The following is a 14,201-nucleotide window of genomic DNA, read 5'->3' as shown; positions in this document are numbered from 1 at the left end:
CGCCGCCGTACCCGCACGGGTACGTACCACACCTCAGGCCCGTAGGGGTTGCTCGCGCAGTTCCCCGCGCCCCGGACCGCGCCGCCGTACCCGCACGGGTACGTACCACACCTCAGGCCCGTAGGGGTTGCTCGCGCAGTTCCCCGCGCCCCGGACCGCGCCGCCGTACCCGCACAGGTACGTACCTCACCTCAGGCCGGCGGGGGCTGCTCGCGCCCCTGGCGGGGCGAGGGCTAGGTCAGGGGTGGGGGGAAGGTCAGGGTGGAGGTGGGGGTGTCGAGGGTGACGGGGGTGTTGAGAGGGATGGTGAGAGTGGGGAGGGAGTGGCCGAAGGGGAGGCATTCGAGGATGGGGACGGACAGGGGGGCGAGGCGGTCGAGGAAGAGGCGGCGGAGGTCGGGGTAGGGGCCGCAGGCCTCCCAGGAGCCGAGGACGACGGCTGCGACGCCGTCGAGCCAGCCGCTGCGCAGGAGTTGGGTCAGGAAGCGGTCGAGGCGGTAGGGCTCCTCGCCGGTGTCCTCCAGGAAGAGGATGCCGCCCGCCGCGGAGGGGCGGCCGGTGGGGGTGCCGAGGTCGGAGGCGAGGAGGCTGAGGCAGCCGCCCATCGTGACGCCGGTGGCGCGGCCGGGCACCAGCGCGGTGGCGGCCGGGACGTGCAGCACCTGGGCCTCCTCGGGGGCGAAGAGGGTGCGGCGCAGGTGCTCGCGGCCCGCCGCGTCGGCGAGGAAGCCGGGGGTGCCGGGCATCGGGCCGTGCAGGGTGGCCACGTCCAGCCGGGTCGCGAAGGCCTCGTGCAGCACGGTGACGTCGCTGAAGCCCACGAAGACCTTGGGGTCGGCCGCCGCCATCGCGTCCCAGTCGACGAGGTCGGCCATGCGCTGGGTGCCGTAGCCGCCGCGGGCGCAGATCACGGCGGCCAGGTCCGGGTCGCACCACGCGTCGCGCAGGTCCTCGGCGCGGGCCCGGTCGGCGCCCGCGAGGTAGCCGGAGGGGTGGGTGTCGAGGACGTGCGGGGCGAGGACGGGTTCCAGGCCCCACGCGCGCAGTTCGGCGAGCCCTTCCGCGAGCATGCCGGCCGGTACGGGCCCCGCGGGCGCGACGATGCCGACCCGGTCGCCCGGGACCAGCCTGCGGGGCCGCGCGGTCACGGGGTGAGGTCCAGTACCGGGACACCCGGCGGGCGGAAGCCGAAGACCTGGCCGTAGAGGGACAGTTCGGCCTCCAGGCAGGTCACCAGTGTGTCGAGGCGGCGGAAGCCGTGGCTCTCGCCGGGGAAGGCGAGGTAGGCGTGCGGCAGGTCGCGTCCGGCGAGCGCTTCGAGGAAGCGGTCGCACTGCACGGGCGGGCAGATCGGGTCGTCGAGCCCCTGCATGAGCAGGAAGGGCACGGTGACCTGGTCGCTGTGGTGGACGGGCGAGCGCTCGTGGTAGCGCTCGGGCACCTCCAGGTGCGGACCGACGAGGGATTCGAGGTACCAGGACTCGAAGTCGTGGGTCTCGCCGCCCGCGGGTGACCAGCCGGCCAGGTCGAGAATCGGGTAGCTGATCGCGCCGCACGCGAAGGTGGACACGGTGGTGAGGGCGGCCGCGCTGGTCCAGCCGCCCGCGCTGCCGCCCCGGATCGCCAGCCGCCGCGGGTCGGCGGCGCCCTCGGTGACCAGGCCCTCGGCGACGGCGACGCAGTCCTCGACCTCCACGACACCCCACTGCTCGCGCAGCCGGTTGCGGTAGGCGCGGCCGTAGCCGGTGGAGCCGCCGTAGTTGACCTCGGCGACGCCGATGCCGCGCGAGGTGAAGTAGGCGACCTCCAGGTCGTAGACCATCTGGGTGCGGCTGGTCGGGCCGCCGTGCACCCAGATCGCGTACGGGGCGGGGCCGTCGGCGGTGGCGTCGGGGTGGTCGGGGTGGCGCGGCGGGTAGACGTGGGCGTGCACCTCGCGCCCGCCGGGGCCGGTGAAGACGCGGGCCTCGGGCTCGGGCAGGTAGGCGGGGTCCACGGTGTCGTGGTGCGCGCCGGTGAGCATCTCGACCCGGGCGTGCGGGACGGCGGGGGCGTGGACGATCTCGTGGGCACTGCGGGCGCTCGCCGCGATGCCGACGACCTGACCGCCCGCGACGGCGAGGGTCGGGGTCCACTCCGTCCAGTGGCCGAGCGGCTGGGTGATCTCGCCGGTCGCCGGGTCGAGGATGCCCAGCCGCTGCGCGCCGACGCCGTGCAGGACGGCGATCGGACCGCCCTCGACCTGCGCGAACCAGCGCGCCCCGATCCGCCACAGGGGCCCGGCGAACTCCTCCTCGCGCGGGCACAGGTTGACCGCCTCGCCGGTGTCCGGGTCGACGCGGTGCAGGTTCCACCAGCCGGTGCGGTCGGTGGCGGCGAGCAGCGTGCCGTCCGGCGCCCATTCGACCTGGGCGACGGACTCCTCGGGCCCGCCGACGAGGGTGCGGGCGGGGCCGAGGGTGCCGTCGCCGCGCAGGTCGGCGACGCGCAGTTCGGTGCCGTCCCAGGGCATGCGCGGGTGGTCCCAGGCGATCCACGCCGCCCGGCCGCCGTCGGGTGACGGGCGCAGCCCGGTGACGAAGCGGTGCTCGACGGGGCCCATCTCGCGGACGGCGGCGCGGTCCTCGGCGGCGGAGCCGTCGAGCGGGACGGCGGCGTGCAGCCGCCGCAGGTCGGCGGGGCCCTCCCCGGTGAACTCCTCCAGCACCGCCCAGACCTCGCCGCGCTCGGCGTGCACGACGGGTTCTGTCCAGCGCAGCCCGCCGCCGACGGCGGAGACCGGGCTGAGCGGGTAGGGCTGTTCGCCGGGGCGGTCCGGGTGGAAGGCGTAGAGGCGCTGGTCGGCCTGGTGGGTGAAGACGACGAGCGGCTCACCGCCGACGACCGCGCCTCCCCACGGGGTGCCGCCGTACTCCATGACGCGGTTGCGGACGTTCCAGGGCGCGGGCAGCGGGCATTCCTCGGTGCCGTCCGGGCGGCGCCGTACGAGCGCGCGGCGGCCGCCCTCGGCGGGGCGCGGGGCCGTCCACCACAGGTCGGCGCCGATCAGCCCGAGGTCGTCGGGCCGTCCGTCGTGGGAGGCGGCGGTCGCCGCGTCGATCGGCGATTCCCACTCCCCGTAGGTGCCGCTGCTCATACGGTCCTCTCCTCGGTCGTGCCGGTCCCGCGCAGGAACCGGTCCAGGACGCGCACCCCGAAGTGCAGCGCGTCGACGGGCACCCGCTCGTCCACCCCGTGGAAGAGCGCCTGGTAGTCGAAGCCGGGCGGCAGCCGCAGCGGCGAGAAGCCGTAGCCGGTGATGCCCAGCCGGGAGAACTGCTTGGCGTCGGTGCCGCCGGACATGCAGTACGGCACCACGTGCGCCCCGGGGTCGAAGTGCAGCAGTGCCTCGCGCATGGCGGCGAAGACGGGCGTGTCGACGGGTGCGGTGAGCGGCACCTCGTGGTGGTGGTAGGACCACTCCACGTCGGGCCCGGTCAGCTCGTCCAGGGTGGCGCGGAACTCCTCCTCGCCGCCGGGCACCACACGGCCGTCGACGTGGGCGGTGGCGCTGCCGGGGATCACGTTGACCTTGTAACCGGCTTCCAGCATCGTCGGGTTGGCGCTGTTGCGGACGGTCGCCCGCACGAACTGGGCGGACGCGCCGAGCCGGTCGAGCAGCGCGTCGGGGTCGGCGAGGTCGGCCGGGCCCGCGGTGACGCCGTGGACGGCGGCCAGTCCGGTGAGCGCGGCCTCGACGGTGGGGGTGAGCCGGACCGGCCAGCGGTGCTCGCCGATGCGGGCGACGGCGGCGGCGAGCCGGGCCACCGCGTTGGCGTGGTTGATCTTGGAGCCGTGGCCCGCGGTGCCCCGCGCGGTGAGCTTCAGCCAGGAGGTGCCGCGCTCCCCGGCCGCGACGGGGTAGATGCGCAGCGGCGTGCCGTCCGGGCCGTCCCCGGCGTGGAAGGTGTAGCCGCCGGACTCGCTGACGCCCTCGGTGCAGCCCTCGAAGAGGGCGGCGTGCTCGGTGGCGAGGAAGTCGGAGCCGTAGGCGGCGCTGTCCTCCTCGTCGGCGGTGAAGGCGAGGACGACGTCGCGGGCGGGGCGGTGCCCGGTCCTGGCCCAGGAGCGGACGACGGCCAGCGTCATCGCGACCGCGTTCTTCATGTCGATGGCGCCACGGCCCCAGACGACCCCGTCGCGGATCTCGCCGGAGAAGGGGTGCACGGTCCAGTCGGCGGGTTCTGCGGGCACCACGTCGAGGTGGCCGTGCAGCAGCAGCGCGTCCGCGCCGGGGTCGGCCCCGGGCAGGCGGGCGACGACGTTGCTGCGGCCGGGCGCGCGCTCCAGGATCCGCGGTGCGAGTCCCGCCCCGGCGAGCTGCTCGGCGACGTACTCGGCGGCGGGGCGCTCGTTGCCGTCGCCGCCGCCGCGGTTGGTGGTGTCCAGCCGGATCAGGTCGCTGGTGAAACGCTCGACCTCGGCGAGCGCGGTGTCGTCCACGCCGCCGGACCGCTCCCGGACCGCCCCCCGTGCCTGCTCAGCCATGCCGCTCCCGCTTCTGTCGTCGTACGCCCCGGGTCCGCCCCGCGGCGGTCAGCCGTACTGCTCCTCCACCGCCTGCGAGACCAGCGTCGTGACGGCCTTGAAGGCCCGCAGCGCCGCGTACATCGTCGGCAGGGTGTACGTGACGCGCCGCTCGCCGGTGCGCTCGACACCGGGGACCGCGGTCGCCGCTCCGACCAGGTGCCACGCGTCGAACTCCAGCTCCACCGTGAACGGGCCCGCCTGCACGGGCTCGTGGCGTACGGCGAGGGCCGCGGCCCGCGCGGCCCCGGCGCGGATGTCGGCGGCGGTCCTGGCGGGCGGGCGGCAGACGGCGGCGTACCGCGAGACGTAGTCCTTGACGGCGACGGTCACGGCCTGCGGGGCGTACGAGCGGGCGTCGAGGCCGGTGCGGTCGTCGCCGGTCACGAGGACGACGGGGACCCCGTACTCGGCGACGACCAGGGCGTTGAGCCGCCCCTCGCTCGCGGGCTCGCCGTTGACCCACACGCCGGTGATCGAGTTGGCGAGGTAGGTGTGGGCGAGGACGCCCTCGGTTCCGGCGCCCGTGTGGTAGCCGACGAAGGCGATGCCGTCGATGTCGCCGTGCTGGACGCCCTCGACCATGGACAGCTCCTTGTGCCGTCCGGTGAGCATCTCCGCGCGCTCGTCCAGCTGCTCCAGCAGCAGGTTGCGCATCGTCCAGTGGGCTTCGTTGACGAGCACCTGGTCGACGCCCGCGTCGAGGAAGCCCGCGACGGCGGCGTTGACGTCCGAGGTGAACATGTGCCGGCAGCGCTGCCACTGCTCGGTGCCGGGGAGCACGTCGGCCGGCCACGTGACGCCGGTGGCGCCCTCCATGTCGGCCGAGACGAGGATCTTCCGCATGCGAGGTCACATTACGCGGCCATCCCCGCCACCAGCCACTGTGACGGCAGCTCGATCCTGGCGCCGTCGCTACGGAACTCCGCGGTCACCAGCGGCTCCTCGCCCGCGGCGAGCACGGTCAGGCCCGCGGCGGCGAAGTAGCCGGGCAGCGCGGCGTCCGCGACCTCGCCGGGCGCGATGCCGTGCGCGAGGACCGCGCCCAGCTTGGGCGGCGGACCCGCGGGGTCCTGCGCGATGGTGAGCAGCACCCCCTTGGCAGCCTCGGCCGGCTCCACGGCGAAGACCCGGCCGCGGTGTCCGGTGAGGGTGGCGATGCCGTCGACCAGCCGGGCGCGGTCGGCGGGCTCGCTCTGGTGCAGGACGCCGCGCAGGTAGACGTTGGCGTCGCCCAGCTCGTCGTGCAGGGCGCGCACCGCGTCGGTGTCGACGGCGTCGAGCTGCTGGTAGGCGGCCAGCCCGTGCGGGTCGTCGCGGGCGGCGCGGGCGACGGCGGCGTGCGCGAGGTCCGCACCGACGACTCGGTCGTAGCGTCCGGCCAGCCAGCGGGTCAGGGTGCCGTTGCCGCAGCCGAGGTCGACCAGCGGCAGGCCGGGGTCGAAGTGTGCGGCGAAGTGGGCCAGGTGCCGGCCCACCGTCAGCTCCGGCTCCGCGTCCCACAGGACGCCGCCGCGCCCGCCGGGGGCGGCTTCCCAGAAGCTCTCCCACACCTTCGCGTACTTGCCGGAGACGTTCACGCGACCACACTCCCCACGCCGTGACCTACGAACTCGCCGGTGGGCGGGCGGGGCCCGCCGCGCCTACCGGAGGGCCTGCTCGAACCACACCGTCTTGCCCCGCGCGGAGCGGCTGGTGCCCCACTCGCGCGCGAGCCTGCTCACGATCCGCACCCCGCGCCCGCCCTCGTCCTGCGGACCCGCGCTGAGCAGCACCGGCACCCCGTGGTCGTCGTCGGACACCTCCACCAGCAGCGCGTCGTCCGCCCGCACCATCCGCAGCCGCACGGGCCCGTCGTGCGCGTGCCGTACCGCGTTGGTGACGACCTCGCCGACCAGCAGCTCCGCGGTCTCGGCCGTCTCGGGCAGCCGCCACTCGCGCAGCCGCCCGCGCACCAGGGCGCGGGCCCGGGCGACCTCGCGCGGCTCGGCGGCCAGCTCCCACTCGGCGACGTCGGAGCGGGAGATGCCGTTCAGCCGGGCCATCAGCAGGGCGACGTCGTCGCCCCGGCCGCCGCGCCGGTTCAGCGCGCGGATGACGGTGTCGCACGCGTCGTCCATGGACGCGGCCGGGTGCGCCGCGCTCTCGCACAGCGCGGCCAGGCCCGCTCCGATGTCCTGCCCGCGCACCTCGACCAGCCCGTCGGTGCACAGCACCAGCCGGTCGCCGGGCGCGACGGGGACGCGCACCGTCTCGAAGGGCACCCCGCCGACGCCGAGCGGCGCACCGGTCGGCAGCTCCAGCAGCTCGCTGCGGCCGTCCGCGGCGCGCACCAGCACCGGCGGGATGTGCCCGGCGTTGGCGATCAGCACCTCGGACTCCACCGGGTCGTACACGGCGTACAGGCACGTCGCCAGGTACTGCTCGCCGAGCCGCTGCGCGAGGTCGTCCAGGGTGCGCAGCAGTTGCGCGGGCGGCAGGCCGAGCTGCGCCATGGTCTGCACGGCGGTACGGAACTGGCCCATCATCGCCGCGGAGTTCAGCCCGTGGCCCATGACGTCGCCGACGACCAGCGCGAGCCGCGAGCCGGGCAGCTTGACGGCGTCGAACCAGTCGCCGCCGACCCGGCCGAGGCGGGTGCCGGGCAGGTAGCGGGTCGCCACGTCGCAGCCGGGCATCCGCGGCGGGATGTGCGGCAGCATGCTGTCCTGGAGGGTGTCGGCGACGTTCTCCTGGTGCGTGTACATGCGGGCGTTGTCCAGCACGAGCCCGGCGCGGGCGGCCAGCTCGGCGCCGGTCACCCGGTCCATGTCGTCGAACGGCGGCCGCTCGCGGTGCCGCAGCAGGATCATGAAGCCCAGCACCACGTCGCGCGCCTTGAGCGGCACGACCAGCATGGAGCGGTGGGTGATCAGCGGGCTGATGTCGCGCTTGGGGAACTGCTCGGCGATGGCGCGGCCCAGCTCCTCGCCGATGCGCGGCACGAGCACCGGCTCGCCGGTGGTCATGCACTGGAAGAAGGGGGTCTGCGCGGGGAAGGGCATCGACTCGCCGACCGGCACGACGTCGTCCCAGCGGCCCGGCTCGTCGGTGTGCTCGACCGCGACGCGGTACCACATGGTGGTGACGTCCGGCGGCCCGTCCGGGAAGCCCTCGCCCGCGAGCACCTGCTCCCGCAGATAGGTGCCCGCGACGTCCGTGAAGCGCGGCACGACCGCCTGGCTGACCTCCTCGACGGTACGGGCCAGGTCCAGCGAGGTGCCGATCCGGCGGCTGACCTCGTTGAGGAACTCCAGGCGCTCGCGCACCGCCGCGTGCTCCAGGTCCGGCGCCAGGTCCTCGACCGGTACGGAGCGGGGGTCGGCCGCGGCCGCCTGCCGCGCGGCCCGCCGCCGCGCCTGCCGCTCGACCCGGCGCGGCACACCCCAGTCCGGCGTGACCGGCACCCGTTCGTGCCGGCTGATCTCCAGCACCGGGTAGCCCAGCTCCAGCACCTGGGCGACGACTCGCGCGCTGTCCAGCGGGTTCATCCCGGGCAGGATCTCCGGCAGCTGCCCGGCCAGCTCGTCGGCCTCGGCAAATTCGGTGTGCAGGGCGAAGCCGGGCGCGACGCGCGGCGCCGCCCCCGCCCCCTCGCCCTCCTCCGCCGGGCCGGCCGCCTGCGCGGCGCCGGGCAGCGCGGCCAGCAGCGGGGCGGCGTCCGCGGCCAGCACCAGCAGCCGCTCGGGCCCCGGGCCGACCAGCGGATAGGCCCACCAGAGCACGTCGAGCGCCTCGCCCGGCGCGGGCTTCTCGCCGAAGAGCCGCGCCCGGCCCGCCGTGGGGTAGGGGCCCGCGCCGGTGAGCGGATCGTCGAGATCCCCCAGTCCTCCAAGTTCGCCCAGCCCGCCGAGGTCCGGTCCGCCGCCGGACGGGTACGCGGGTCCGCCCGCGGGCTCCTGGGGCGCCGCGCTCTCCAGCGCGCCGGCCACCGGCAGCAGGTCGGCGGCCGGGCGTCCCACGGCTTCCACCCGGGAGGGGCCGAAGAGCCGGCGCGCCCCCGTACTCCAGTGCGACACCGTGCCCGCCGCGTCCACGACGATCACCGCGAGCGGGATCCGGCCGGAGAAATCCGGCGGAATACGGGCGTCCATGCTGGGTCGGGCTCCTTCCCCCGGCAGCCGCGGACCCCTTCACCGGCAGGTGAGGCCACCCGTACGGCGCAAGATCTGCGATGCCGATACCACGGTACGACCGGTAGCGTGTGGCGCGGGCCGCAACCGCTGAATCCGGCGTACGCCCGCGCGCGAGCAACCGCACGCGGCGTGCTAGCGTCCGAAGTCTGTGTTCGAACTCCGATCCGGGCCGCTGGAGCGTCGGGGTCCGACCCCGCCGGAAGCGCCCGGCCGGGGCAACGCAACCGCCCCCTGACGGAAGAGGCCTTGTGACGACCTGGCAGCCTGCGCGGGTTTCCGCTTCACGGAAACCCAGGGACCTGCTGCGCCGCGTGAACGTACGCCATCCGGTCGTCGTGGCCACCGCGGTGGCCGCCGTACTTCACCTGCTCTGGGCCTTCTACCTCGCCAAGGACTCCGGCGACATGGCCGCGCAGTATGCGTGGACCGACTTCATACGGGCCCACCCGTCGGCGTCGTACAACTTCTCCTGGTACGGCGGGATGCACCCCGCCTCCTACAGCATCCTCTCGCCGTACATCATGGCGGCGCTGGGCGTGCGGACGACCGCGGTGATCGCCGGCACGCTGTCCGGCACGGTCGGCGCGGCGCTCCTGGTCCGCACCGGCATCCGCCGTCCGATGGTGCCCGTGCTGTGGACGACGTTCGCTCTTTGGTGTGACGTCGTCTCCGGCCGGGTCACCTTCGCACTCGGCATGCTCTTCGCGATGGTCGCCACGCTGGTGCTCTTCCCGGCCGCGCAGAATCTGCGGGGCCGCTCCCCGCAGCTGGCCACCGCCGCGACCATGACCGCGCTGGCCACCATGTGCAGCCCCGTGGCGGGCCTGTTCGTCCTGGTGCTGGCCGCCGCGCTGTTCCTGACCGGCCGCCGGGTCGACGCCTACGTGCTCACCGCGGTGCCGCCACTGGTCGTCGGCGCGACGTCGCTGCTGTTCCCCTTCTACGGGGTGCAGCCCTTCGCCTGGTACTTCGCGATCATCCCGTTCGCCATCGCCGTCGTCACCGCCCTGGTGGTGCCGCGCAGGTGGCGCGAGGTCCACGCAGGCTCCTGGCTCTACGCCGTCGGCGTCGCGCTGACCTGGATCATCCCCTCCCCCATCGGGAGCAACGTCGAGCGCCTCGCGCTGCTCTTCGGCGGCACGGTGATGCTTCTCGTGGCCCGCGACAGCAAGTGGACCGGCTACCGGCTGGTGGCCCTGTGGCTGGCCTTCGCCGGCATCGCGGCCTGGCAGGTCACCAAGCCGATCGTGGACCAGGTCAACACCACCGCCGTCACCTCCACGGTGCGGCACGCCCCGCCGCTCATCGCCGAACTCCAGAAGGTCGAGGCCGACCGGGGCCGCGTCGAGGTCGTCCCGCTGCGCTCGCACTGGGAGGCCTCGGGCCTGTCCCCCTACGTCAACCTGGCCCGCGGCTGGAACCGGCAGGCCGACGTCGAGCGCAACCCCCTCTTCTACGACGGCACGCTCAACGCCGACACGTACAAGGCGTGGCTGGAGCACTGGAGCGTCTACTACGTCGTGCTGCCCGCCGACGAGCCGGACGGCGCCGCCGTCGCCGAGGCGAAGATCGTCCGCTCCGCCCCGGACTGGCTCCACCCGGTGTGGAGCGACCAGAACTGGCAGGTCTTCAAGGTCGCGGGCGAGGTCCAGCCGCTCGCCGACCCGCCGGCCACGGTCGAGGAGGCCGGACCGGCCGAGCTGACCGTCTCCATGCCGAACGCCGGCAGCGTGCTGCTGAGGATCCCCTGGTCGCCGGTGCTCGGCATCGAGGGGGCGAAGGACAACCAGCACGGGTGTCTTGCCGCGGACGGGGAGTGGACGCGGCTGTACGTGCCGTCCGCCGGTACGTACCGTATCGGCGGCTCCTACACGGACATCCGGGGCACGCAGTGCCCCAAGCCCAGCAACTGACCTCCGCCCTCGCGCGGGCGGCGCGCTTCCGCTGCCGCGGGGGGGTGAGCGTTTGCAGGGGCGCGGGGAACTGCGCGAGCAACCACCCACCGGCCGGTGGTCCTGGGGGCACCTCCCAGGCGGAGCGCTGGGGGAGGACCGAACGCCCCTCGGGGCCGGTGACGACCCGCGCCACGGATGTGGCTTGTCGCGCGGTTCCCCGCGCCCCTGAAAACGCTCACCCCGCGCGGGTGGGGGCTCGGGTATGGGCGGGCTAGTCCGGGTGGCCGAGCTGGAGGTCGCGTTCGGTGCGGCCGCCGCCCGCGACCTGGAGGACCGTGGCCACCGGCGGGTACCCCGCCGCGATGACGGTGTACTCCCCCGCCGCCAGGTCGACGAAGCGGAAGGTGCCGTCGGGGCCGGTCGTGACGGAGTCGACGACGTTGCCCGCGGCGTCCAGCAGGGTCACGCGCGCGTCCTCGACCGTACGGCCGCCGGGGGCGCGGACGGTGCCGCGCAGGACCGCGCCGCCCGCGAGTTCGACGTCCTGCCGGGTCTCGCGGGAGGCCTGGACGGTGACGGGGAGGGCGGCGGGCCGGAACGCGGGGGCGCTCGCGGCCAGCGTGTACTCGCCGGCGACCAGTTCGGCCAGGACGTACTCGCCCTCGCGGCCGCTGCGGGCGGTGCCCACGACGTCTCCGCGGACGTCGGTGAGGGTCACGACGGCCTCCCGCACCGGTGTGCCGTCGGCGGTGCGCACCGCGCCGGCCAGCCGCCCGGCGCCGCCGAGGACGACGTCGAGGTCGACCGGGTGCTCGCCGACGGTGACGCTGACGGCCTGCGGCTGGTGCCCGCCGGCCGCGGCGATGAGCACGTAGCTGCCGCCGCCGGGCGCGCTGAGCGCGAAGCGGCCGTCGGTGGCGGTGGCGCCGCGGCCGACCTGGCGCCCGGTGCCGTCGATGAGGGTGAGCGCGGCCCGGCCGACCCCGCTGCCGTCGGAGTGCTGGACCGTACCGCACACGGCGACCCCGCTGTGCGGCGGCGCGGCGAAGGGGGCGGAGCGGGCGCCGGGCAGCGACGCGTCGCCCGCCGTACCGTCCGGATGCCCGCCGAGGGGGCCGTCGTACGCGGTGGCAGTGGCGGTCGCGGCCCCGGGGCCGTGCTGGGTGACCAAGGGTTTCTCCTTGAGCAGGAAGGCGAAGAGGAAGCCGAGGACGAGCACCGGCACCAGGTAGAGGAAGATCCGCGGCATGGCGTCGGCGTATGCCCGGATGTAGCCGTCGCGCACCGCGGCGGGCAGGGTGCGGACGAGTTGCGGGGTGACCGACTGCGGGTCGGGCAGCCGGGCGCCGTGCGGCAGTTCGACGGCGAGCCGCTTGCCGAGCCGGTCGGCGAAGAGCGTGCCGAAGATCGCGGCGCCGACGGAGCCGCCGATCTGCCGGAAGTAGTTGTTCGCGCTGGTGGCCGCCCCGATGTCGGAGGGCCGCACGGAGTTCTGGACGGCGAGCACCAGCACCGGCAGCACCATGCCGATGCCGAGGCCGAGCACGGCCATGTAGACGCTGTAGGTGACCTGCGGGGTGTCCGCGCCCATCAGCGACAGCAGCCACATGCCGACGGCGGACAGCGCGCCGCCCAGGACGGGGAAGATCTTGTACCGCCCGGTGCGGCTGATGAGCTGGCCGCCGACGATGGAGGCGACGACGACGCCGAGCATCATGGGCAGCATCAGCAGGCCCGAACTGGTGGCGCTCGCGCCGTCGACCATCTGCAGGAAGGTCGGCAGGTAGCTGGCGGCGCCGAAGAGGGCGACGCCGACGACGCAGCCGATGAGGGCCGTGACGTTGAAGACGCCGTCCCGGAAGAGCCGCAGCGGGATGACGGGCTCGGCCGCGTACCGCTCGACGATCAGGAAGAGCAGCGCGCAGCCCGCGGCGCCCGCGCCCAGGCCCAGGATCTCCTTGGAGCGCCAGCCGTACGTGGCGCCGCCCCAGGTGGTGAGCAGCACCAGGCAGGTGGAGCCCGCGGCGAGCAGCAGCGCGCCCAGCACGTCCAGCTTGGGACGGACAGCCGGTTTGGGCAGTTTGAGCACCAGCGCGATGACGGCCAGGGTGACCAGACCGAAGGGGATGTTGATCGCGAAGCACCAGCGCCAGGAGGCGTGGTCGGTGAAGAAGCCGCCGAGCAGCGGTCCGGCGACGGAGGCGAGCCCGAAGGCGGCGCCGATGGTGCCCATGTAGCGCCCGCGCTCGCGGGGCGGGACGATGTCGGCCATGATCGCCTGGACGCCGATCATGAGCCCGCCGCCGCCGATGCCCTGCACGGCGCGGAAGGCGATCAGCTCGTTCATGGAGCGGGACCAGGCCGCCAGCGCGGAGCCGGCGACGAAGGTCAGGATGGCGAACTGGAAGACGCCCTTGCGGCCGAAGAGGTCGCCGAGCTTGCCGTAGATCGGCAGGCCGATGGTGGACGCCAGCAGGTAGGCGGTGACGACCCACGACATCTTGTCCAGGCCGTGCAGTTCGCCGACGATCTTGGGCAGCGCGGTGGCCACGATCATCTGGTCGAGCGCGGCCAGCAGCAGGGCCAACATGAGGCCCACGAAGACCAGCCGGACCCGGCGCGGCGCCAGATCGACGGGCGCGGCCCCGCCCGGCTGCTCCGCCTCGTCACCGGTGTCCGGCGGGGGGCCGCCGTCCGCGGCCGGCAGGACGACCGTGGTGGTCGCTTCGGCGCCGTCCACGACGGTCTCGGCGATGCCCGCGGTCTGCCGCAGGGCGGGGCTGCGGGCCGCGCTCCGCTCCCCCTCGTCCTCCGTTCCGCCGCCCGCGCCGTCCTCGGCCGGTGCCGCCGTCCGCGCCGTGAGCGCACTGCCTGCCACCCGTCACTCCCCTCGTCACACCTGCTCCGCCACCGTCTCCGCCATGAGGCGACAACGAAGCAGGGGCGCGGCGATTCTCAGGAAGTAGGCAAAACCACCCGTATCAGTGAAAGATCGCGAAACCGGCCGGGTGACAGGCGGGGCAAGGATGCCGGACGGCGGCCCGGGCGCGTCAGCCGCGCGCTTCGACCTCGGCGGCGAACTTCGCCAGGATCTCGTCGTAGATCCGGTTGAGCCCCTTGGGCGCGAAGGTGCGCTCGAAGAAGCCGCCGACGCCTCCGGCACCCTGCCAGCGGGTCGTGGCGACGACCTTGCTGCGGCCGGCGCCCTCCTCGGTCACCGTCCAGGCGGTGGTCATGCTGGAGTTGCGGTCGCTCTCCAGCAACTGCCGCTCGGCGGGCGCGGTCACGTCCAGCAGGCAGTCGCGCACCCGCTTGCTCGTGGCCTGGAGCCGCCAGTGCACGAGGGTGCCGGCGCCCTCGCCGCCCTCGCGCACCTCGTACTCGCTGAACTGCTCAGGCAGCACCCGGCCGCGGGTGCCCGCGTAGTCGGCGAGAGCCGCGTAGACGCGCTCCGGCTCCGCGGCGACGATCCGCTCGGTGGTGGCCTCGACCAGCGCCATTGGTTCTCCTCGGTCCGTGTCCGTGCGCGCTCTTCGTGCGACGCGCCGCACAAGCCAACCACACC

At 74.6% G+C, this 14,201-nt stretch carries 9 protein-coding genes; 1 reads left to right on the top strand and 8 read right to left on the bottom strand.

The window, feature by feature from the left end; all coding sequences use genetic code 11:
* Positions 1 to 233: 233 nt before the first annotated feature.
* The 6 genes from ACH4PY_RS11000 to ACH4PY_RS10975 form a co-directional block, all read right to left on the bottom strand.
* A complete protein-coding gene (locus ACH4PY_RS11000) occupies positions 234 to 1,148 on the bottom strand; it encodes an LD-carboxypeptidase (protein ID WP_398178868.1) in 915 nt (304 codons plus the stop codon).
* Positions 1,145 to 3,136: a prolyl oligopeptidase family serine peptidase gene (locus tag ACH4PY_RS10995; RefSeq protein WP_398178865.1), complete on the bottom strand. Its 1,992-nt coding sequence runs from the start codon at positions 3,134 to 3,136 to the stop codon at positions 1,145 to 1,147. The genes ACH4PY_RS11000 and ACH4PY_RS10995 overlap by 4 nt, the downstream gene beginning before the upstream one ends.
* A complete protein-coding gene (locus ACH4PY_RS10990; RefSeq protein ID WP_398178862.1) occupies positions 3,133 to 4,527 on the bottom strand; it encodes a M20/M25/M40 family metallo-hydrolase in 1,395 nt (464 codons plus the stop codon). The genes ACH4PY_RS10995 and ACH4PY_RS10990 overlap by 4 nt, the downstream gene beginning before the upstream one ends.
* Positions 4,528 to 4,575: 48 nt before the next feature.
* Complete coding sequence (locus ACH4PY_RS10985) at positions 4,576 to 5,412, bottom strand: M55 family metallopeptidase (protein WP_398178859.1); 837 nt, start codon at positions 5,410 to 5,412, stop codon at positions 4,576 to 4,578.
* A gap of 11 nt (positions 5,413 to 5,423) precedes the next feature.
* Positions 5,424 to 6,146, bottom strand: coding sequence for a methyltransferase domain-containing protein (locus ACH4PY_RS10980; RefSeq protein ID WP_398178856.1), 723 nt, complete (start codon positions 6,144 to 6,146; stop codon positions 5,424 to 5,426).
* Positions 6,147 to 6,209: 63 nt separating this feature from the next.
* A complete protein-coding gene (locus ACH4PY_RS10975; RefSeq protein WP_398178853.1) occupies positions 6,210 to 8,699 on the bottom strand; it encodes a SpoIIE family protein phosphatase in 2,490 nt (829 codons plus the stop codon).
* 353 nt (positions 8,700 to 9,052) lie between these two features.
* Here ACH4PY_RS10975 and ACH4PY_RS10970 point away from each other — a divergent pair, with 353 nt between their 5' ends.
* Positions 9,053 to 10,654, top strand: a complete 1,602-nt coding sequence (locus ACH4PY_RS10970) for an MFS transporter (RefSeq protein ID WP_398178851.1) — start codon at positions 9,053 to 9,055, stop codon at positions 10,652 to 10,654.
* 253 nt (positions 10,655 to 10,907) lie between these two features.
* Here ACH4PY_RS10970 and ACH4PY_RS10965 read toward each other — a convergent pair whose 3' ends face one another.
* Positions 10,908 to 13,376, bottom strand: a complete 2,469-nt coding sequence (locus ACH4PY_RS10965) for an MFS transporter (RefSeq protein WP_398179348.1) — start codon at positions 13,374 to 13,376, stop codon at positions 10,908 to 10,910.
* A gap of 310 nt (positions 13,377 to 13,686) precedes the next feature.
* Positions 13,687 to 14,136, bottom strand: a complete 450-nt coding sequence (locus ACH4PY_RS10960) for an SRPBCC family protein (protein WP_398178848.1) — start codon at positions 14,134 to 14,136, stop codon at positions 13,687 to 13,689.
* Between the last annotated feature and the right edge of the window lie 65 nt (positions 14,137 to 14,201).

The sequence above is a fragment of the Streptomyces sp. NPDC021224 genome (assembly GCF_044332905.1).
GTDB lineage: Bacteria > Actinomycetota > Actinomycetes > Streptomycetales > Streptomycetaceae > Actinacidiphila.
This window is presented reverse-complemented; position numbering and strand designations above follow the sequence as displayed.

Excerpts from the sequence above, each read along its gene's own strand:
- ACH4PY_RS10960 (WP_398178848.1), bottom strand. The coding sequence starts at position 14,136 with ATGGCGCTGGTCGAGGCCACCACCGAGCGGATCGTCGCCGCGGAGCCG.
- ACH4PY_RS10975 (WP_398178853.1), bottom strand. The coding sequence starts at position 8,699 with ATGGACGCCCGTATTCCGCCGGATTTCTCCGGCCGGATCCCGCTCGCG.
- ACH4PY_RS10985 (WP_398178859.1), bottom strand. The coding sequence starts at position 5,412 with ATGCGGAAGATCCTCGTCTCGGCCGACATGGAGGGCGCCACCGGCGTC.
- ACH4PY_RS10990 (WP_398178862.1), bottom strand. The coding sequence starts at position 4,527 with ATGGCTGAGCAGGCACGGGGGGCGGTCCGGGAGCGGTCCGGCGGCGTG.
- ACH4PY_RS10995 (WP_398178865.1), bottom strand. The coding sequence starts at position 3,136 with ATGAGCAGCGGCACCTACGGGGAGTGGGAATCGCCGATCGACGCGGCG.